The 18,608-nt window shown below is 73.8% G+C and carries 16 protein-coding genes and 1 pseudogene; 7 read left to right on the forward strand and 10 right to left on the reverse strand.

Annotated features, from left to right (window positions below; genetic code table 11):
• Positions 1 to 17: 17 nt before the first annotated feature.
• Genes ACNNMR_RS40545 through ACNNMR_RS40555 form a run of 3 tightly spaced genes read left to right on the forward strand, consistent with a single transcriptional unit; the run spans position 18 to position 1,934 of the window.
• Positions 18 to 659, forward strand: a complete 642-nt coding sequence (locus ACNNMR_RS40545) for an alpha-ketoglutarate-dependent dioxygenase AlkB family protein (protein ID WP_419999738.1) — start codon at positions 18 to 20, stop codon at positions 657 to 659.
• Between the two features lie 46 nt (positions 660 to 705).
• Complete coding sequence (locus ACNNMR_RS40550) at positions 706 to 1,566, forward strand: GNAT family N-acetyltransferase (RefSeq protein WP_419999739.1); 861 nt, start codon at positions 706 to 708, stop codon at positions 1,564 to 1,566.
• Positions 1,567 to 1,595: 29 nt separating this feature from the next.
• Positions 1,596 to 1,934, forward strand: coding sequence for an MmcQ/YjbR family DNA-binding protein (locus ACNNMR_RS40555; protein ID WP_419999740.1), 339 nt, complete (start codon positions 1,596 to 1,598; stop codon positions 1,932 to 1,934).
• Here the strand turns inward: ACNNMR_RS40555 and ACNNMR_RS40560 are convergent.
• A complete protein-coding gene (locus ACNNMR_RS40560; RefSeq protein WP_419999741.1) occupies positions 1,918 to 4,788 on the reverse strand; it encodes a glycoside hydrolase family 2 TIM barrel-domain containing protein in 2,871 nt (956 codons plus the stop codon). The two genes, ACNNMR_RS40555 and ACNNMR_RS40560, sit on opposite strands and share 17 nt — an antisense overlap.
• The gene (locus ACNNMR_RS40565) at positions 4,785 to 5,999 is read right to left on the reverse strand and encodes an ROK family protein (RefSeq protein ID WP_419999742.1); all 1,215 of its coding nucleotides are present in this window, start codon (positions 5,997 to 5,999) and stop codon (positions 4,785 to 4,787) included. Before ACNNMR_RS40565 ends, ACNNMR_RS40560 begins: the two co-directional genes overlap by 4 nt.
• 162 nt (positions 6,000 to 6,161) lie before the next feature.
• On the opposite strand from ACNNMR_RS40565, the gene ACNNMR_RS40570 reads away from it, so the two are divergent.
• On the forward strand, positions 6,162 to 7,067 hold the full coding sequence (locus ACNNMR_RS40570) for a hypothetical protein (RefSeq protein ID WP_419999743.1): 906 nt from the start codon (positions 6,162 to 6,164) through the stop codon (positions 7,065 to 7,067).
• Here the strand turns inward: ACNNMR_RS40570 and ACNNMR_RS40575 are convergent.
• Positions 7,064 to 7,684 carry a class I SAM-dependent methyltransferase gene (locus tag ACNNMR_RS40575; RefSeq protein WP_419999744.1) on the reverse strand — a complete coding sequence of 207 codons (621 nt, stop codon included), beginning with the start codon at positions 7,682 to 7,684 and terminating at the stop codon, positions 7,064 to 7,066. The genes ACNNMR_RS40570 and ACNNMR_RS40575 overlap by 4 nt on opposite strands.
• Before the next feature lie 158 nt (positions 7,685 to 7,842).
• On the reverse strand, positions 7,843 to 8,796 hold the full coding sequence (locus tag ACNNMR_RS40580; protein ID WP_419999745.1) for a M23 family metallopeptidase: 954 nt from the start codon (positions 8,794 to 8,796) through the stop codon (positions 7,843 to 7,845).
• A 105-nt stretch (positions 8,797 to 8,901) separates the two neighbouring features.
• Between ACNNMR_RS40580 and ACNNMR_RS40585 the strand changes: the two genes are divergently transcribed.
• On the forward strand, positions 8,902 to 9,387 hold the full coding sequence (locus ACNNMR_RS40585; protein ID WP_419999746.1) for an N-acetyltransferase family protein: 486 nt from the start codon (positions 8,902 to 8,904) through the stop codon (positions 9,385 to 9,387).
• On the opposite strand, the gene ACNNMR_RS40590 is transcribed toward ACNNMR_RS40585, so the two are convergent.
• The 3 genes from ACNNMR_RS40590 to ACNNMR_RS40600 all read right to left on the reverse strand — a co-directional run bounded on the left by ACNNMR_RS40590 (position 9,363) and on the right by ACNNMR_RS40600 (position 14,196).
• Positions 9,363 to 10,709, reverse strand: coding sequence for a wax ester/triacylglycerol synthase family O-acyltransferase (locus tag ACNNMR_RS40590; RefSeq protein ID WP_419999747.1), 1,347 nt, complete (start codon positions 10,707 to 10,709; stop codon positions 9,363 to 9,365). The genes ACNNMR_RS40585 and ACNNMR_RS40590 overlap by 25 nt on opposite strands.
• Positions 10,710 to 10,839: 130 nt before the next feature.
• Entirely contained in the window at positions 10,840 to 12,957 is a 2,118-nt protein-coding gene (locus ACNNMR_RS40595; protein WP_419999748.1) for an FUSC family protein, read from the reverse strand.
• 6 nt (positions 12,958 to 12,963) lie between these two features.
• Entirely contained in the window at positions 12,964 to 14,196 is a 1,233-nt protein-coding gene (locus ACNNMR_RS40600; RefSeq protein WP_419999749.1) for an Ig-like domain-containing protein, read from the reverse strand.
• A 63-nt stretch (positions 14,197 to 14,259) separates the two neighbouring features.
• On the opposite strand from ACNNMR_RS40600, the pseudogene ACNNMR_RS40605 reads away from it, so the two are divergent.
• Positions 14,260 to 15,102, forward strand: a pseudogene (locus ACNNMR_RS40605) (FAD-dependent oxidoreductase); the annotation flags it as partial.
• On the forward strand, positions 15,103 to 15,519 hold the full coding sequence (locus ACNNMR_RS40610; protein WP_420000645.1) for a hypothetical protein: 417 nt from the start codon (positions 15,103 to 15,105) through the stop codon (positions 15,517 to 15,519). It begins immediately after the preceding pseudogene.
• Here the strand turns inward: ACNNMR_RS40610 and ACNNMR_RS40615 are convergent.
• The 3 genes from ACNNMR_RS40615 to ACNNMR_RS40625 are packed head-to-tail and all read right to left on the reverse strand — an operon-like array spanning position 15,503 to position 18,482.
• Positions 15,503 to 16,804, reverse strand: a complete 1,302-nt coding sequence (locus tag ACNNMR_RS40615) for a PEP/pyruvate-binding domain-containing protein (RefSeq protein WP_419999750.1) — start codon at positions 16,802 to 16,804, stop codon at positions 15,503 to 15,505. The two genes, ACNNMR_RS40610 and ACNNMR_RS40615, sit on opposite strands and share 17 nt — an antisense overlap.
• Positions 16,801 to 17,430 carry a transcriptional regulator gene (locus tag ACNNMR_RS40620; RefSeq protein WP_419999751.1) on the reverse strand — a complete coding sequence of 210 codons (630 nt, stop codon included), beginning with the start codon at positions 17,428 to 17,430 and terminating at the stop codon, positions 16,801 to 16,803. The genes ACNNMR_RS40615 and ACNNMR_RS40620 overlap by 4 nt, the downstream gene beginning before the upstream one ends.
• On the reverse strand, positions 17,427 to 18,482 hold the full coding sequence (locus tag ACNNMR_RS40625; protein ID WP_419999752.1) for a TetR/AcrR family transcriptional regulator: 1,056 nt from the start codon (positions 18,480 to 18,482) through the stop codon (positions 17,427 to 17,429). The genes ACNNMR_RS40620 and ACNNMR_RS40625 overlap by 4 nt, the downstream gene beginning before the upstream one ends.
• Between the last annotated feature and the right edge of the window lie 126 nt (positions 18,483 to 18,608).

Here is an 18,608-nt window from a genome sequence, read left to right on the forward strand (position 1 = left end):
CGGTGGAGGTGGCGCTCATGGACGGCGGGCTGTTCCCCCGGGAACGCGTCGAGGTGGCGCCTGGTGCGCTGCACGTCCCGGACTGGCTGAGCCCGCAGTCGCAGGCCCGCCTGCTGGCAGCCTGCCGCGACTGGGCCCGGCCGCCCGCCGGGCTGCGCACCGTGCGGCTCCCCGGTGGTGGGGTGATGACGGCGCGGCAGGTGTGTCTTGGGTGGCACTGGTATCCGTACGGATACGCGCGGACCGTCGTCGACGGGGACGGGGCCGCCGTCAAGCTGTTCCCCGGCTGGCTCGGGGACCTCGGGCGGGAGGCCGTCGCCGCGGCGGGGTTCGAGGGGGCGCCCGCGTACGACATCGCGCTGATCAATTTCTACGGTGACGGCGCCCACATGGGCATGCACCGGGACAGCGACGAGAAGACGGATGCGCCCGTCGTGTCCTTCAGCATCGGGGACACGTGCACCTTCCGGTTCGGGAACGCCGAGTCGCGCGGGCAGCCGTATACGGACGTCGAGCTGGCCTCAGGGGACCTCTTCGTGTTCGGCGAGGCGGCGCGCTTCGCCTATCACGGGGTCGTACGGACCCGGCGCGGCACCGCGCCGCCCGCCCTGGGGCTCGACGGGCGGCTGAACATCACCTTGCGGGTGAGCGGTTATTGACGGTTATCGAGGTGCGCGGCAGCGGCGCGCATAGCAAGATCTGGTCATGGGTTGGACGACGACGACAGAGCTCGATGCCTACGAAGCCGAGGCCGGCGGCTATGTGCGTACGCACCCCGCCGCGCACACCATCCTGCTGACGATCGCCGCGACCGTCCGCGAGAGTCCCGGGCGCTTCGGGGACGCGACGCCCCGCTTCGGATGGTGGCGCGACGGCGACGACGGGGAGGTCGCCGGGGCGTACGCGCACACGCTGCCGCACCCGCCCGTGCTGTCGCGGATGCCGGACCGGGCCGCGGCGGAGCTGGCCGAGGCGCTGCGCGCCGACGGCACCCCCGTCACCGGCGTGAACGCCGGCCGTCCCGCCGCAGAGGCCTTCGGCGCCGCGTGGGGCAAGCTCACCGGGGACGAGGTGACGGTCCACGAAAAGCACCGGCTCTACCGGCTCGGAGAGCTCGTCCCGCCGGACCCCATGCCCGAGGGGCGGGCGCGGGTCGCCGGGGAGGGCGACCGGGAGCTGCTGGTGAAGTGGGTGGCGGCGTTCAACGAGAACGTCGGCGTCGAGGGCACGGCCACGGCCGGGCGGGCCGTCGACTCCCGGATCGGCTACGGCGGTTACACGCTCTGGGAGCGCGACGGCGAGCCCGTCTCCCTCTGCGGCATCTCCCGCACCGTCGCCGGGATGGCGCGCGTCGCACCCGTCTACACGCCGCGCGAGCTGCGCGGCCGCGGCTACGCGGGCGCCGCCACGGCGGCCGTGACACAGGCCGCCCTGGACCGCGGCGTCGACCAGGTCCTGCTCTTCACCGACCTGGCCAATCCCACCAGCAACGCCCTCTACCAGCGGCTCGGCTATCGGCCGGTGGAGGACCACCTCAACCTGACCTTCACGGCCGCACCGGCGTGACTGTCAGTGGCGGACGTTACCGTTTTCTCATGTCATTGAGCGCCGACGACGTCCGGAAGGTGGCCCTCTCCCTCCCGGAGACCACCGAGAAGACCGCCTGGTCCATGCCCACCTTCCGGGTCGCCGGGAAGATGTTCGCCACCCTCCCGGAGGACGAGACGTCCTTCGCCGTCCGCTGCCCCAAGCTGGAGCGGGACGAGCTGGTGCTGGCGGAGCCGGAGAAGTTCTGGATCGCCGGGCATGAGGCGAGCTTCGCCTGGATCCGGGTGCGGATATCCGCCCTGGACGACACCGCCGAGCTGCGCACGATCCTTTACGACTCGTGGCAGCAGGCGGCGCCGTCGCGGCTGCTCAGCGCAGAGGGCTGAAGGCGAAGGAGAAGCGGGCGGGCTCAGGCGTGAGCTCGTATTGCGGCAGCACGCCCGGGCCGCAGGAGCGGGAGCCCATGCCGTGCTGACGGTGGTCCAGATTGATCCAGACCGTGTCACCCGGCGTCAGGTCCGTGCGGTGGTCGGCGGCGTCGAGCTGCTCGCTGGTCCAGCGGCGGGCGGTGAACCAGAAGGAGGGGGTGCCCTTGATACGAAGACCGTGGCCGCCCCCTGCTTCGGTCTCTGCTCCGGCCCGCAGCTCCGCCTCGCGGACGTCGATCCGGGCGCCGTTCTCCTGCGGCCGGACGTACGGCGTCTGCAGGTCGTCCACCGTGGACTCCCAGCGTCCGGTCATCGCGGCGGCCCGGGTGTCCGGGTAGGCCTCGCCGGGCCCGCCGCCGTACCAGGAGGCGTGGCCGTACGCGGCGGGGATGCCCAGACGGATGCCGAGGCGCGGCAGTGAGCAGGGCCAGGTGCCGTCCGGCTCGACGTCCACCTCGAGCCGGAGCTCCGCCGCGCTCGCGCTCCAGCGGTACGTGACCTGGAGCCCGGCGTCGCGGGCGGCCGGCGCCACCCGGGTGCGTACGGTCAGCTCCGGCCCGTCCGCGACCACCGCGTCGACGCGGTGCTGCACCCGGTCGAGGCCGAGCTGCCGCCACTGCCCGGCGGCCGTGGTCGCCGGCATCCAGACCGGACCCTCGTCGTTGTCGGTGGGCGCCCGCCAGACGTCCAGCCGCGGCGCGGAGACGATCGGCAGGTCGCCGAGCTGGAGCAGGGCGCCGGTGCGGGCGTCGAACTGCCCCGGGCCGAGTGTGATCCGGTCGCCATCGCGCACGGCAGTGGCGGCAGGTTCAGACACCGCGGTCGCCGGAGAGGATTCGACAGGCACCTGTCCCCAAGCCACCACATGCCCGCGCTCGCCCCAGCCGGCATCCTCGGCCAGCACCGCCCGTACGGTCCGCAGCCCAGCGGCCGCCTCCGGCAGCGGCACCAGCGCGCTCTCGCCGGGCGCCAGTTCCGGCACCTTCAGCGTCTCGCCGTCGCCGCCGTCCACCTCGAACGTCAGGTGGCCGAGCCCGGCGAAGTCATGCAGATTCGTGATCCGCACCCCCGCCCCCTCGGGGGCGATCCGCACCGGCTCGATCACCTTCTTGAACTCCAGCAGCCCCGGCGACGGCGTCCGGTCGGGGAAGAGCAGCCCGTCGCAGACGAAGTTGCCGTCGTGCAGCTCCTCGCCGAAGTCGCCGCCGTAGGCGAAGCCGTAGCGCGAGTCCGCGAAGCCGTGGTCGATCCACTCCCAGACGAAGCCGCCCTGGCAGCGCTCGTACGTCTCGAAGAGCTGCTGGTACTCCAGGAGCCCACCAGGACCATTGCCCATCGCATGCGCGTACTCGCACATGATGAACGGCATCGCCCGCCGCCGCGCGTCCAGCTCCGGGTCGTCGAGCGGCGCCTCCTTGCGCTGCCCGATGGCCTCGACCTCCGCGTGCTCGGGGTACATCCGCGAGTACACGTCCACGTCCGCGCACGACCAGTCGCCCTCGTAGTGGATCGGGCGCGAGGGGTCGCGTTCCCGTATCCACGCGGCCATCGCCGCGAGGCCGCGGCCCTTGCCGCACTCGTTGCCCAGCGACCACATCACCACCGACGCGTGGTTCTTGTCGCGCTCGACCATCCGCTCGGCCCGGTCGAGGAGCGCGGGCGTCCAGCGGTCGTCGTCGACCGGGTTGCGGCGCCAGCCGACCTCCTCGAAGCCGTGCGTCTCCAGGTCGCACTCGTCGATCACCCAGAGGCCGAGCTCGTCGCAGAGGTCGAGGAAGGCGGGGTGCGGCGGGCAGTGGCTGGTGCGGACGGCGTTGATGTTGTGCTGCTTCATGAGCAGCAGGTCGCGGCGCATGGTCTCGGTGTCGAGGGTGCGGCCGGTCTCCGGGTGGAACTCGTGCCGGTTCACGCCGCGGAAGAGGATCCGACGCCCGTTGACCTTCAGCACGCCGTCCTCGACGGCCACCGTCCGGAAGCCGACCCGCAGCGCCACCCGCTCGCCGCCGGTCGCCAGCACCGCGTCGTACAGCCGCGGCGTCTCCGCCGTCCACGGCTCCACCGGCACCCGCACCGTCTCGGCTGTCGCCGCCTCGATCCCCAGCTCCGGTACGGAGATCCGGCCGCCCGGCTCGCAGTCGACGCGCAGCACGCCCGTCCCGGTCGCGTGCTCGTAGTCGGCCCGTACCTCGAAATCGCGCACCGCGTCCGCCGGCCGGTGCAGCAGCGTCACCTCGCGGAAGATGCCCGGCAGCCACCACATGTCCTGGTCTTCCAGGTAGCTGCCCGCGGACCACTGGTGGACGCGCACGGCGAGCACGTTCCCGCGCGGCCGCAGCAGCGCGCCGACCGCGAACTCGTGCTGCAGCCGGCTGCCCTGGAAGACGCCGAGCTCCTCCCCGTTGAGCCACACCCGCGCGCACGACTCGACGCCGTCGAAGCGCAGCACGGCGTCGCCTGCCGCCGGCCAGTCATCCGGCAGGTCGAATACGTGGCGATGGTCGCCGGTCGGATTCTCGGTCGGCACGCGGGGCGGGTCGACCGGGAAGGGATAGCGGACGTTGGCGTACGCAGGGGAGCCGTACGATCCGTGGCCCTGCAGCACCCAGTGGCCCGGCACCCGTATCCGGTACCAGCCCTCCGCGTCGAAGTCGTCGCGGAGGAACGCCTCGCCCGTACCCGCCGCCTCCGGGGAGAGGCGGAAGGCCCACACGCCGCCGAGGTCGAGCCGGGCGGCGTCCGAGCCGGGGGACCAGGCGCGCGGCGGCAGCGCGCCGGTGCCGGGGGACACGTCCTCGTAGTAGCTGACGGTCATCGGGTTCCTTTCCGGGACTTCGGCGCCAGCGCGCCCTCCAGGGCGAAGGCGGCGGCGCCGAGGCTGACGGGGTTGGACGGGACGGGGGACAGGACGATCTCGGCGGCGCCGCCGGGGCGGGGGAGCGCCCGCGCGCGGACCTCGGTGCGCACCTTGCGCAGCAGCGGCTCGCCGAGGGCGGCGGCCACCCAGCTGCTGAGGACGACGACCTCCGGGTTGAGGAGGTTGACCAGGTCCGCTGCGGCGGCGCCGAGATATCGGGCGGTTTCGGACAGTACGTCCACGGCGGCCGGGTCGCCGGCGGTGGCCGCGCGGCCCAGGGCGGCGACGGTGGCCGTCTGGTCGTGCGGGTTCAGGAGCAAGGAGCGCGGGGCGCGTTCGCGGATCGTACGCATGATGCCGGCGGCGCCGACATACGCCTCGACGCAGCCGCGGGCGCCGCAGTGGCAGCGGCGGCCGTCGAGGACAAGCGTGGTGTGGCCCCACTCGCCCGCGCTGTTGGTCGCTCCCCGGTAGACCTCGCCGCCTACGGCCAGGCCCGCGCCCACGCCCGTACCCAGGTTGAGCACGACGGCGTCGGCGCGGCCGCGGGCGGCGCCGAACCAGAGCTCGGCGGCGGTGCAGGCGCGCAGCGGGTTGTCGAGGTGGACGGGGTACGGGAGCCGGGCGGCGAGGCGGGCGGTCAGGGGGACGTCCTGCCAGTCCCAGTTGGCGGCATAGGCGATGGCGGCGAGGCCGCTGCCCGGGCGGTCGACCTGGCCGGGCATGCTGACGCCCGCGCCGAGGACCGAGCCGCGCTCCACGCCGCCGCGGGCGAGGGCGGAATCGATGGCGGCCGCGATGCGGTCGACGACGGTCTCCGGGGTGAGGTCGGCGGGCTGCAGCGGGGCGGCGGCGCTGGCGCGCACGGAGAGGGAGAGGTCGAAGAGCTCGGCATGGACGTAGGTCTCCGCGACGTCCACGCCGATCAGCCGGCCGTCCGCGCCGGCCGCGGTGAGCAGCGCGCGGGGGCGGCCGCCCGCGGATTCCTCATGGCCGGACTCGGCGACCAGGCCGAGGTCGAGCAGCTCGGCGGCGAGGGTGCCGACGGTGGCATGGCTGAGGCCCGTCGCGGCGGCCAACGCGGGTCGCGAGACGGCGGGTTGGGCGACGATGTGCTGCAGCAGGAGCCGCCGGTTCCGGGCCCGGATGTCCCGGGAGGTGGGCATCACGGAAACCACGCTAGGCAGGCCGCAACCCTTTTCACAACCCCTTTCAAAAGCCTTGTGGAAAGCCCTGAGCACCACAAAGAGGAATGTGCCCGTCCTCTTCGCGTTCTGTATCTGTCCGGTCACGATGCTTGAAATATTGCCTGATCGGGGGAGGGTTGACTCATGACGTTTCCTCCGCCGCCCAACCAGCCGCCGCCCGGTCAGGACCCCTATGGCCAGCCCGGAGGGTACGGACAGCCGGGCGGATACGGTCAGCAGCCACCGCCACCGCAGCCCGGTGGCTACGGCCAGCAGGGCGGCTATGGCCAGCCCGGCGGCTACGGCACCCCGCCCGCCCAGCCGGGCGGCGCTTATGGACAGGGCGGCTATGGATCCGGCGGCTTCGGCCCGCCTGAGCAGGCCGGCTTCCCGCCGCCCCCGCCACCCGGCGGCGGCAGCAACCGCAAGGTGATCATCGGCGTCGTCATCGGCGCGCTGGTGGCCGCGGGCCTCGTCGTCGGCGGCGTCGTCGCGTTCGGCGGCGACGACGATGACGGCAAGAACCCACAGGCGAAGCAGTCCAGCAGCAAGACCGCCACCCCGTCCGATTCGCCGTCCACGAGCCTGATGCCGGAGCCGGACGACAGCCTGTCCTACGGCGACGAGGACCCGCCCACGGACGACCTGCCCAGCGACGGCGCGTCCAGCCCCAACTTCGAGTCGATCATGCCGACCCCGAAGACCGGCCCGCGCCCCGCCTACATGCTCAAGGTCGGCGACTGCTTCAACGTCCCCTCCGGCAAGCAGGGCCAGGCCGACCCGAAGTCGTGCACCGGCGCCCACGACGCCGAGGTCGTCTACAAGACCAAGCTCAGCGGCGACTCCACCACCGACAGCGAGATCAAGGCGGAGGCCGACAAGCTCTGCAAGTCGCGGCTCAATGCCGAGGGCCGGCAGCAGCCGTCCGGCACCGTCCGCGGCACCCTGATCCAGTTCCCCGGCGCCAGCGGCGTCCGCCTCGGCATGGAGACCATCACCTGCAGCCTCACCGCAGGCGAGGGCCGCAAGCTCTACAAGCCTCTGTCCTAGCTCGCCTCGGCCCGCAGCAGCACCAGCACATCGATCGCGTCGGCCACGACGCCGTCCTTCTCCACCCGGCGGCGGACCTGGTCGGCGCGTACGGTCTTCAGACCCGCGTCCGCGACCGCGCCCAGCACATCCGCGGGCGTGTACAGCACCGACGCATCCTGCGGCCCGCCGATCCCCTCGGTGAGATTCGTCGAGTCATGCCCGACGACCAGCAGGCTGCCCCCGGGCGCAAGCGCGGCGGCCGCCCGCCGCCACACCGGCTCCCGCTCATCGGCCGGCAGCTGCAGATAGGCGAGCACCACGAGGTCGTACGACCCGGGCGCCGGCTCGTACGACAGCACGTCCTCGCGCACCCACGCGATCCGCGCCGCCACCTCGGCGGGCCGCTCGGCGGCGAGCTTGCGGCCCCGGTCGAGGGCGACGGCGGAGAAGTCGACGGCGGTGACCCGCCAGCCGCGCTCCGCCAGCCAGATCGCGTTGCGCCCCTCGCCCGCCGCGAGGTCGAGCGCCCGGCCGATCGGCAGCTCGCCGGTCTCCTGCGCGACCCAGCGGTTCGGGGCGCCGCCCCACACCAGATCGTGGGCGGCATATCGGTCGTCCCAAGCGGATGCGTCCATGGAGAAAACCTAACCGGTCCCGGGCGCGTCCTATCTGATGCACGAGCGGTAGCGCACACCTGGAGAGCGGAGACCGTTGTGACCAACAGGCAAGCTGTGCCCGTCTGCCCGAGATGCGGCCGGGTCCGCTGCATCTGCCCGCCGGTACGGACGCGTGTTCAGATCCGGACGCCCTTCGAGCGCAGGTAGGCAAGGGGGTTGATGTCGGATCCGTAGCCGGGACCGGTGCGGATCTCGAAGTGCAGGTGCGGGCCGGTGACATTGCCCGTGGCGCCGGAACGGGCGATCCGCTGGCCCGCGTTCACCTGCTGCCCCGCGCGGACGTTGAGCGCGGACAGGTGTGCGTACTGGCTGTACTTGCCGTCGGCGTGCCGGATCACGACCTGGTAGCCGTACGACCCGCCCCACCCGGCCGAGACGACCTTGCCGGCGCCGATCGCGCGCACGCCGGTGCCTATGGAGACGGGGAAGTCGGCGCCCGTGTGATAGCCGGAGGACCAGGAGCTGCCGCGGACGCCGTAGCCGGTGCCGATCTTGGCGCCCGCTATCGGGGCGGCATAGCCGGAACCCTGCGGCGCCGCGCCGGAGTCCGGCTTGTCCTGCGCCGGTTTGGGCTTGGGCTTCGCCTTGGGCGGCGCCGGCTTCGGCGCGGGGCGCTTCGGCTCGGCGGCCGGGCTGGTGCCGCGGACCGAGAGCTTCTGGCCGGGAATGATCAGGTCGGGATCGGACCCGATCGTGCGGCGGTTGCGCTCGTACAGCGCCGTCCAGCCGCCGCGGACCTTCTCCTCCGAGGCGATGCCGGAGAGGGTGTCGCCGCTCTCGACCACGTACGGCTTGGTGCTGCGCGGCGTGGCCTTCGGGGCGGCGGCCGGCGCGGCTTCCGCGGGCGCCTGCTGCCGCTGCACCAGCGCGGGCAGCGGCGGCACTCCGCGGGTGTGCGTACGCGCCTCGCTGCTCTCCCCGACGTGCTGGCCGGGGGCGGCGTGCGCGACGGCGCCGCCGATGAGCGGCAGCGCGAGTCCGGCCCCGCCGGCGGTCACCTTCAGCGAGGTCCGCGACACGGTATTGGGGCGGGGGCGGCGATGGCGGCCTTGAGCCTTGCGGTCCGGCATGGATGCGGTCCTCTCCCGGGGCCGTGGCGGGGTGCCTGGTGCGAAAATGTAGGAGCGGGCATTCAATACGACAAGCGACTTCAGGAAATCGGCTGAGAGGTACCCATGACCGCCACGGTGCGCGCCCTGGCCGCCGCCGACGCGGCTCAACTGCTCGATCTGCAGCTTGCGTTGGACGCCGAGAGCGCATTTATGCTGCTCGAACCGGGTGAACGCGGCGACCGGCCGCCGGAGCTGCCGCCCGCCGGGGCGTCGTACGTCCTCGGCGCCTTCGAGGACCGGCTGCTGGTCGGCTATGTGGACGTGTCGGTGCTCCCGTACGCCCGTGCGCGGCGCACCGGCTACGTGGTAATGGGGGTGCGGGCCGGCAGCGCGGGCCGCGGCGTCGGCCGGGAGCTGCTGACGGCGGCCGCCGAGACGGGGCGGAGGTGCGGGCTGCGGCGGCTGGAGCTGACCGTGATGGAGCACAACAGGGCGGCGATCGCGCTGTATCTGCGCTGCGGCTTCCAGTTCGAGGGCCGCCGCCGCGCCGCCATCGAGATGGACGGCGCGACGGTCAGCGAGTACTACATGGGGCTGCTGCTCGACTGAACGGCCGCCGAGAGGCTGTCGAGTTCGGCGCTGAGCGCCGCCGCGAGCCGGTCCAGGTCGGGCGCCGCCTCGCCGTCCGCGACCAGCCCGTAGTGGATCTTCCCGCGGTACGTGGACACCGCCACCGCCAGCGACTGGCCGTGGGCGAGCGGCGCGAACGGATACACCTCCGTCAGCGGGCAGCCGTCCAGCTTCATGCCCAGGCTGGGCAGCGGCACGCTGGTGATCATCAGGTCGAACAGCAGCCGCGCGGCCTGCGCGAGCAGCGGCCCCGCCAGCCGGTGGCCGAGCGGCGGCACCTGCTCGGCGAGCAGCGCGACGGCTCCCGCGCCCCGGTCGGCGCCCGCCTCCTTGTTGCGGTCCATGTCGACGCGGACGCGGCGGACGCGGGCGAGGGGGTCGGGCTCGGCGACCGGGAGGCGCAGCAGATAGCCGGAGAGCTGGTTGCCCTGCGGGCGGGCGGTGCGCGGGCGGCGGCGGGAGACCGGGATGAGGGCGCGCGGCACGACGTCGGCGGTCTCGGCGCCGCGTTCGTCGAGCCAGCTGCGCAGGGCGCCGGCAACGAGGGCGATGAGGAGGTCGTTGACGGTGCCGCCGGTCTGCTTGCGGACCCGGTTGACGGTGTCGAGGTCGAGGACGGCGCCGGCGGTGCGGCGGGTGCCGCTGGCGGGCGCGGTGAGGGAGGGGGAGGTCCGTATCTCCAGGGTGGCGCCGACGACCGAGGCCGCTATGCCGAGGGCGCGCCCGGTCTCCTCGGCGCGGCGGCGGACGGCGCCGGGCAGCGCGAGGGGGTTGGGGCCCGGCAGTAGCCAGCGCGAGGACTTCGGCGATCGTACGGGCCGCGGGGGTCGGGGCTCCGCCGCCGGGTCGGGGTCCATGACGCCGCAGGCGAGCAGCAGCGCGCCCAGGCCGTCGGCGAGCGCGTGGTGGAACTTGAACAGCACCGCGAACGACGCCCCATCCGCCGCGGGCACCACATGCGCCTCCCACGGCGGCCGCCGCCGGTCGAGCGGCGCGGCCATGATCTCCCCGGCGGCGGAGTGGAAGTCCGCCGTCGCCGCGGTCAGATGGACGTGATCCAGCGGATCGAAGTCCGGGTCCGGCTCCCGTACGGCCGCGCCCGGCGGCACCCGCACGCCCCGGATGCGCATCCCGAGCCCGGCCACCCCCTTGGCCCGCTCGGTGAGCAGATCGGCGGCGCGCCCTGCCGCTCCGGGCGCGGCTCCGCTGAAGACGCCGAGGGCGCCCATATGCATGGGGTGGGCGACGGATTCCAGGGTCCAGAAGGCCAGGTCGAGTGGCGCCAAGGGCGCGGATGTCATGTGGTGTGCCTCTCGCGACGGCGATGGGGGAGTGAGCGGCATTGCGGATTCAACAGCTTGTTGACGACTACGGTCAAGCACACCTGTAACACTCAGCGTTACGTCTCGGTGAACAATTCCGGAGGCCGCCTCACCCCACCGCGGCGGCCAGTTCGTCCAGCGCGTCGGTGATCAGATCGGCCACGCGCAGCGCGACGCCCGCGGGCCGCGAGGTCTCCCGCTGCCACCGCGCCAGCGCCGCGTGCACGGGCGTCCAGTCGAGCGGCCGCTTCTCCCGTACGGCCGCCGCGGCGTCCACGGAGGCGTCGGCGAGGGCCGCCGCGAAGTCCTGCGCCTCGGGCTCGGCGGGCCCGTTGGGCGTGTGCGCCTCCAGCAGCATCGCCAGCCGCCCGATGGTGACCTGCGCGTCCTGCGCCTCCGCGGACTTGCGGCGGGACATGCCGCGGTGCCGCACCGGCTCGGCGGCGGCGCGCGCGGTGGCCTGCTCCCACTCCATGCGCGCGGCGCGCGCGTCGAGCAGCGCCTGGCGCACGTCGCGCTGCAGGTCGGCGGACGGCTCCACGGCGTTGGCGGTGAACACCGCGGCCGCGTAGTGGTTGTTGGCGGTGAGCCAGGAAGCCAGCCGGTCGCGCAGCCAGGGGCTCTCCCAGGCGGGGAAGAGGGCGTACGAGACCGTGGCCAGCACCCCGCCGATCAGGGTGAGCGCGATCCGCTCCCACACCGTCTGCGCCCAGTCCTCGCCGACGATGCCGAGGAGGAAGACCACGTACGCCCCGGTGCAGGCGGACACGGCGGCGTACCCGAGCGGCATCAGCAGATAGAGCAGCGCCACCGACAGCACGGCGAACAGCGCGCTCAGCCACGGCCCGACGGCGATCAGCGCGAGCACCCCGCCCGCGATCGCGACGCCCGTGATGGTGCCGGCGAGGCGGGCGGCACCGCGCTCGTACGTCTGCGAGAAGTCGGGGCGCAGCACCATGACGACGGTGAGCGCGATCCAGTAGCCGTGCGTCGGCGGCAGCGCCTCGCCGAGCAGATACGCGACCGCGACCACCGCCGAGAGCCGGACGGCGTGCCGGAAGACGGGGGAGGACCAGCGCAGTTCGCGGCGGACCGCGCGCAGCGCCACCCGCAGCAGCCCGGGCCCGCTCGGCCGGCGCAGGTGCGGGTGCGCGGCTCCGGCGCCGGTGCGGGAGGAGGTGACCTCCACCGGCTCCTGCGCCGCCTCCACCACCTCGTCGCTCAGCGCGAGCAGCCGCAGCGCCGCTTTGCGCGCCGGGCCCGGCGGCAGCGCGGGCCCGGCCTCGGGGACCTTGAGCACTTCAAGTGCCTGTTCAGGGAGGCGTACGGCCTCGCCGCGGCGCACCGCGCGGGCGGTGGCGTCGAGGACGGTCGCGGAGGCGGCGAGGAGTTCGCGCACCCGGTCCCGCTCCGGGCCCTCGGGGGCGGCGCCGACGACCGGGTCGGCGAGGGAGGCGAGGACGGGGCGGATGCTCTCGGCGAGGGTGCGGTAGCCGTGCAGCTGGCGGGGTCGGCGGCGGGCCTGGCGCGGGGTGACGGCGGCGGCCTCGCGGGCCTCCATGAGCGGCTGCGGGTCGAACGGCGCGTCCGGGTCCTCGCGCAGCCGGCGCGCATAGTCGGCGACCGCGGCGAGCGCGTCGGCGAGGGCGTCGCGCCGGTTGCCCCAGGGCCGTACCGGAAAGATCACGATCAGCGCCGCCTGCAGCAGCCCGCCGAGCGCGATGATCCCTGCGTGCATCGCCGCCTGCGCCACCGACGTCGGCAGCGTGACGACGACCAGCATCGCGGCCACCGTCAGCGCGCTCACCACGCCCGACACCTGCCCGACCGCCCATGCCATCCCGGCGCCGAACGCCCACACGGCGAGCAGCACCACGAACGGCGCGGGATGCCCGGCCGCGAGATAGCCGCAGAAGGAGCTGAAGCTGAGCCCGGCCGCGGCCCCAAGCGCCAGCGCCGGCCGCGGCCGCCAGCTGCGCTGGAAGGATGCGACCCCGGAGGCGAAGGCCCCGAACGCCGACGACACCGCCAGCGCCGGCGACCCCAGCCACAGCGCCCCGGCGAGGATCAGCCCCACCCCGCAGGCCCCGCGCATGGCGATCAGCGGCGTGAGCGAGGCGCGCTCGACCGACACGCCGGCCCGCGCGGCGTCACGGACCGCCCGGGTCCAGGAGCGGGCGTGGGTACGGGCCGGGGTGCGGCCCGGGGTGCGCGGGGCCGGGGTCACATTCGCCTACGCCCCGACGCGGAGGCGGCCGCGGTCCGCGGGCGGGGTGGTGTCGATCCAGTCGCGCCAGGAGAGGTTCCAGTCGCCGAAGCCATTGCCGAAGGGCTCCATTTCCTTGCCGTCGCTGCCCTCGACCACGACGACGTCGCCGGGCCGGGTGTGCCGGTAGAACCAGTGCGCGTTGGCGGTGCTCATGCCCGTACAGCCATGGCTGACGTTCGCCGAGCCCTGGGACGCCACCGACCACGGCGCGGCGTGCACGAATTCGCCGCTCTCGGTCAGCCGGCTGGCCCACCGCACGTTCAGGTCGTACGACTCCTTGCTGCCCTTCGCGATGCCGATCGAAGCGCTCCGCATCCGCTTCCTGGCCGCCTCGCCGAGGATGACCTTCACGCCGTTACGGGTCTCGAAGCCGGGCTTGCCGGAGGTCACCGGGATGGTGCGGACCAGCTCACCGTTCTTCCAGACGGTCATCTCGTGCTCGGCCGCGTTGGTCACGGCGCGGATGTCGGCGCCGATACGCAGCCGCAGCTCGCCGGGGGCGCGCAGGCGGAGGGCCTGCCCGGCCCTGACCGGGGTGGCGCCGCCGGTGCGGACGGTGATGCGGGTGCCCGCCGGCCAGTAGTCGCGCGGCCGGTAGTGCAGCCGGCGGTCGTCGACCCACCGCCAGGCGCCCGCCACGCTCGGGCTGGAGTCGACGTGCAGCGCGCGCACCACGGCCGCGCGCAGCTCCGGGTCCGTGACGCGCTTGGCGAGCTTGGCGCGGATCGGCTGCCCGACGCCGTACGTGCCGCTGCGCGGGCCGAGTTCGACGTCAAGGGTCTGCTGCTTGCCGGGGAACTTGCGGGTGTGCACGTGCAGCGTGCCCCTCCCGGGGGCACCCGAGGTGTCCTCGGTGCGGACCTGCACGGTGTAGCGGGCGCCACCGCTGAGCGCCGCGCTGCTGAGCCAGCGGGCGCCGTCGGCGCTGAGTTGGCCACCCACGTGGCGGCCGTCCTGGTCGACCGCCGTAACGTCGGTGATCCGGTCGCCGGGGGAGGCGGACCGTACGACGAGGGGCCGGGCGGGGTCGAGGCCGTCCGCGCCGCGGCCCGCGATCGCGAGCCGGGCGGCGGCGTCGAAGGCCTGAAACGCGAGCGGATGTTCGGTTTGATCGGAGCAGGCGGCGAGGCCGGGAGCGGTCAGGGAGGTGAGAAGCGCGCAGGCCAAGGCCAGCCGGCGACGGGGGAGCTGACGCATGGTCACATACTATGCAAAACACACAAATGGTTTGATGAATGAAACGCGCACGGCGTCGAGGCGGAGCTGGTCGGGGGCGAGTGCCCGTACTGGGCCTGCATTCCCAGCAAGATGATGATCCGCGCCGGCAACCTCCTCGCCGAGGCCCGCCGCGTCCCCGGCATGGCCGGCCGGGTCGAGGTGCGCCCGGACTTCGCGCCGGTGGCGGCGCGGATCAGGGATGAGGCGACGACCGACTGGGATGACAAGATCGCGGCGGATCGTTTTACGGGGAAGGGCGGGCGTCTCGTACGCGGCCGGGGCAAGCTCACGGGCCCCGGGCAGGTGGAGGTGGGCGGCGAGGTCATCACGGCGCGGCGCGGGATCGTGGTCGCGACCGGGTCGAAGCCGGCGGTGCCGCCGGTGTCGAACATCAGACGGGTGCCGTACTGGACCAACCGGCAGGCCGTCTCGGCCAAAGAGCCGCCCGCGTCGCTGATCGTGCTCGGCGGCGGTGCCGTCGGCGTCGAACTCGCCCAGTCCTTTGCGCGCTTTGGCTCCAAGGTGACGGTGGTGGAGGCCCAGGACCGGCTGCTGCCGCTGGACGAGCCGGAGTCGGGGGAGCTCGTCGCCGAGGCGCTGCGCGCGGATGGCGTCGAGGTGCTGGTGGGGGCGAAGGCCGTGGACGTGGACCACGACGAGGCGGCGGGCTTCACGCTCGCGATGACGGGACAGGGCGCGGACCTCGCCGCGGAGCGGCTGCTCGTGGCCACCGGCCGCCGCGTCGACCTCGCCGCGCTCGGCGTCGACGCCGTCGGCCTCGACGCGTCGGCGCGGTCCCTCGATACGGACGGGCAGATGCAGGCGGCGCCCGGGCTGTGGGCGATCGGGGATGTGACGGGGAAGGGGGCGTTCACGCACATGTCGATGTACCAGGCGGAGATCGCCGCCCGCGCGCTGCTGGACGACCCGGGTCCCGACGCCGACTACCGGGCCGTGCCGCGGGTCACCTTCACCGACCCGGAGGTGGGCGCGGTCGGGCTGACCGAGGGCGGCGCCCGCGAGGCCGGGCTGAAGGTCCGTACCGGCATCGGCCAGGTCCCGTACTCGACCCGCGGCTGGATCCACAAGGCCGGTAATGAGGGCTTCATCAAGCTCGTCGCCGACGCCGACCGCGGCGTGCTGGTGGGCGCCACCGCGGCGGGCCCGGCCGGGGGAGAGGTGCTCTACGGGCTTGCCGTCGCCGTGCAGGCGGAGGTGCCTGTCGAGCGGCTGCGGCACATGATCTACGCGTACCCGACCTTCCACCGGGGCGTGGAAGACGCGCTCAAGGATCTCGGCTGAGGCGCGCGTCGTCGGCCCAGCCGAGCAGCCGCCGCAGATAGGGGTCGGCGGCGCTCTCCACGATGCGCGGGGCACCGGCGACGACCTCGCCGCCGGTGCCGTCGATGGCGATGAGGGCGCCTTCGGCGAGCGCGCGTCCGGCTGCCCGGATGCCGGTGGCGTCGATGGTGAGGTCCGCCGCTCCGACCACGGCGGGCTTCCCCATCGAGCGCGCCACGACGGCCGCATGGCTGGCCGGGCCGCCGCGGGCGGTGAGGACGCCCGCGGCGGCGGCCAGGCCGTGCAGGTCGAGCGGGGAGGTCTCGGGGCGTACGAGAATGACCGGCCCGTCGGCGGCCAGCCGGGCGGCGCTGTCGGCGGTGGTCGCCACGCTGCCCACGGCGATGCCCGGGGCGGCCGGGACGCCTCGGGTGAGGAGGTCGGGGTCGGCTATGCGGCGGGTTGGTACGGGCTTGAGTTGCTGTGGCGGGATGCGGTGGAGCGCTTCGGCGCGGGTGATCGTGCCCGCGTCGGCGAGGTCGACGGCGACGCGGATCGCGGCGCGGCCGGGGTAGCGGCCGGGGCGTACTTGGAGGAGCCACAGCTCGCCCGTCTCGTACGTGAACTCGACGTAGCAGGCGTCCCGGTAGTGCGCCTCGATCCGGTCGAGGGCCGCGCGCAGGCGCGCCCACACCGCGGGCTCGTGACCGGCCAGCTCGGGCAGCGGCCTGGTCGCCGAGGTGCCCGAGACGACGGCGTCGCCCTGGTGGCCGGGGAGGAAGTCGCCGAAGGGGCGGTGTTCGCCCGTGCCGGGGTCGCGGCTGAAGGCGACGCCGCTGCCGCTGTGTTCGTCGCGGTTTCCGTAGACCATCGTCTGCACGGTGACGGCGGTGCCGAGGTCGTCGGGGATGGCGTGCAGGTCGCGGTAGGTCTTGGCGCGGGGGGTGTGCCAGGAGTCGAAGACGGTGGTGATCGCGTGGTGGAGGGCTGAGGGGGCGGGGTCTTCGAGGTTGAGGATCGTGTGCATCATGCCGGGCATGGAGACGCTGCTGCCGGAGCGGACGGATACGGCGAGCGGCCGGTCGGTGGCCGCGTCCAGGCGGGCGACGGCGGCGGCCAGCTCGGCGTCGAGGCCGCGCGGGAGGCGCCCGTCGCGGAGGAAGGCGTGGCAGGCCGCGGTGGTGATGACGAACCCGGCCGGCACGGGCAGGCCGAGCCGCCGCAGCTGGATGAGGCCGTGTGCCTTGGCCCCGAGCGCCGTTATGGGTTCCGTAACCTCCGCCGTCAGCGGGTGAATCCAGGTCATCGGGGGATGCCGAGCGTCGCGAGCAGGTCTTCGTGCAGCTGCGCCCAGACGGTGTGGTACGAGGCGGTGCTGTCCGTCACGTACGCCAACTCGCCCGCCTGCGCGCGGGCGAGCGCGTCGGCGAGGCGGGCCGGATAGCGGCTGAAGCGCTGCAGCACGGCGGTGAGTTCCGCGCAGACGGGCTCGGCGCGCTGGTGGAGGTCTTCGAAGCGGTTCAGGACGCGGGCGTCGTAGGCGGGGTCGGTGTGGTCGTTCGCCGTCAGGGAGCCGTCCGTGGAGCGGAGCTGCCAGGCCGTGCAGAGGTCGAGGAGCTCGGGGTTGAGGACCAGGAAGCGTTCGAGGGCGGCGGTCAGTGCGGTCCGTCCGCCTGCCGCGGCCAGCTCTTCGGCGATTCGCTCGGCGTCCGCCGCCCGTCCTGCCTGCGTCAGGCCCCAGCCGCCGAAGTCGCCTGCGGTACGGGTGACGAGTCCGGCGAGGGCGAGGTCGATGAGCTCCGACTCGGCTTCCGGCTCGGGGAGTCCGGTCGCCGTGGCCACCCCGGCGAGGCCGGTGAAGCCGGTGCAGCGGAGGGTGTGCAGGACCAGGAGGTCGGTGGTGGTGGGGTGCGGCGATACCGGCCGGGTCACAGGGCCGCCTTCCTGCTGATGCCGCGGGCGGGCTGGGCGGCCGCCGCGGCGTGGGCTGCGCCGCGGCCCTGGGCGCGGGCGGTGATCCGGCCGGGCCCGATGCGTACGGCGGCTTCCGTGGCGTCGTCGGCGTCCGCGATGCCCGCCGCCGCAGCCAGCAGACCGCCGTCATCGAGCACCACGCGGAGGCGCGGCAGGGCGTCGGGTGCGAAGACGCGTCGCAGGCAGCGGGCGAGGCCGGCGATCCGTACCCGGACGAGCCGGCCGATCTCGTCCGGCGCGGCGGTCACTACGGCGACGGTGACCTGGTCGCCTGCCCGGGTGGCGCGGACCGCTTCCTCGGCGGCCTCCAGGCGGCTGCTGCCGAGCACGGCGAGCACCCCGTCCCCGGCGAATCCGACGGCGCGGCCGGTGATCAGATCCGGCAGGTGCTCCGGCGGCGTCCATGCGTCGCGGCAGGACTGGGCGGGCTTGGTGTGGGGCAGGTGCGGCGGGTCCCAGGTGTCGGCGAGGTCGAGGCCGGCCAGCTGCGCGCAGGCGGCCGCGATGTCGAAGGGGTCGCCGAGGCCCAGCGCCGGATCGACCGAGGCGCCCGGGCCTTCCAGCAGCCGGAGTGCGAGCGCGGCCCTGCGCACCTGCCGGGTGTCCTTCCCGTACGACTCCAGCGCGAGCGCGAGGAGGAGCGACTCGAGCCGGGCGAGCTGCCCGTACGCGATCCGCAGCGGCTCGTCGTCGAGCACCCCGGCCAGCGGGCGCGGGCGGTCGAACCAGGTGCGGGCGAAGGCGCCGAGCGCCTCGGCGGGGGAGGGAGGGGAGGCGGGGGCCTGGTCGTCCGTACGGCCGCTGTCGGCCTCGGTGGCCAGCACCGCCAGATAGAGGGCGCGCTTGCTGGGGAAGTTTGAGTAGACCGCGCCGCGGGTCAGCTCCGCGCGCTCGGCGATGCCGTCGACCTTCGCCGCGGCGTATCCCCGCTCGGTGAACTCCGCTCGCGCGGCCTCCAGGACGGAGGCGCGGGTGCGCTCCTGCTGCTGGGCCCTGGTGAGTCGTGCCATGGCATCAGGATACTCGGAACATCCGAATGATGGCGACATCTGAAGGGAATCGGTTCTCTCCCAACAGGAACTTAGACAATGTCTAAGGTAGGATGGGATCCATAAGGAACGACGTGCAGGACGTGC

Source organism: Streptomyces boninensis (genome assembly GCF_048572725.1).
GTDB lineage: Bacteria > Actinomycetota > Actinomycetes > Streptomycetales > Streptomycetaceae > Streptomyces > Streptomyces boninensis.

What these genes read in the sequence shown, in the direction of transcription:
- ACNNMR_RS40545 (WP_419999738.1), top strand. Translation starts at nt 18, where the DNA reads ATGGACGGCGGGCTGTTCCCCCGGGAACGCGTCGAGGTGGCGCCTGGT.
- ACNNMR_RS40550 (WP_419999739.1), top strand. Translation starts at nt 706, where the DNA reads ATGGGTTGGACGACGACGACAGAGCTCGATGCCTACGAAGCCGAGGCC.
- ACNNMR_RS40555 (WP_419999740.1), top strand. Translation starts at nt 1,596, where the DNA reads ATGTCATTGAGCGCCGACGACGTCCGGAAGGTGGCCCTCTCCCTCCCG.
- ACNNMR_RS40560 (WP_419999741.1), bottom strand. Translation starts at nt 4,788, where the DNA reads ATGACCGTCAGCTACTACGAGGACGTGTCCCCCGGCACCGGCGCGCTG.
- ACNNMR_RS40570 (WP_419999743.1), top strand. Translation starts at nt 6,162, where the DNA reads ATGACGTTTCCTCCGCCGCCCAACCAGCCGCCGCCCGGTCAGGACCCC.
- ACNNMR_RS40575 (WP_419999744.1), bottom strand. Translation starts at nt 7,684, where the DNA reads ATGGACGCATCCGCTTGGGACGACCGATATGCCGCCCACGATCTGGTG.
- ACNNMR_RS40580 (WP_419999745.1), bottom strand. Translation starts at nt 8,796, where the DNA reads ATGCCGGACCGCAAGGCTCAAGGCCGCCATCGCCGCCCCCGCCCCAAT.
- ACNNMR_RS40585 (WP_419999746.1), top strand. Translation starts at nt 8,902, where the DNA reads ATGACCGCCACGGTGCGCGCCCTGGCCGCCGCCGACGCGGCTCAACTG.
- ACNNMR_RS40590 (WP_419999747.1), bottom strand. Translation starts at nt 10,709, where the DNA reads ATGACATCCGCGCCCTTGGCGCCACTCGACCTGGCCTTCTGGACCCTG.
- ACNNMR_RS40600 (WP_419999749.1), bottom strand. Translation starts at nt 14,196, where the DNA reads ATGCGTCAGCTCCCCCGTCGCCGGCTGGCCTTGGCCTGCGCGCTTCTC.
- ACNNMR_RS40610 (WP_420000645.1), top strand. Translation starts at nt 15,103, where the DNA reads ATGTACCAGGCGGAGATCGCCGCCCGCGCGCTGCTGGACGACCCGGGT.
- ACNNMR_RS40615 (WP_419999750.1), bottom strand. Translation starts at nt 16,804, where the DNA reads ATGACCTGGATTCACCCGCTGACGGCGGAGGTTACGGAACCCATAACG.
- ACNNMR_RS40625 (WP_419999752.1), bottom strand. Translation starts at nt 18,482, where the DNA reads ATGGCACGACTCACCAGGGCCCAGCAGCAGGAGCGCACCCGCGCCTCC.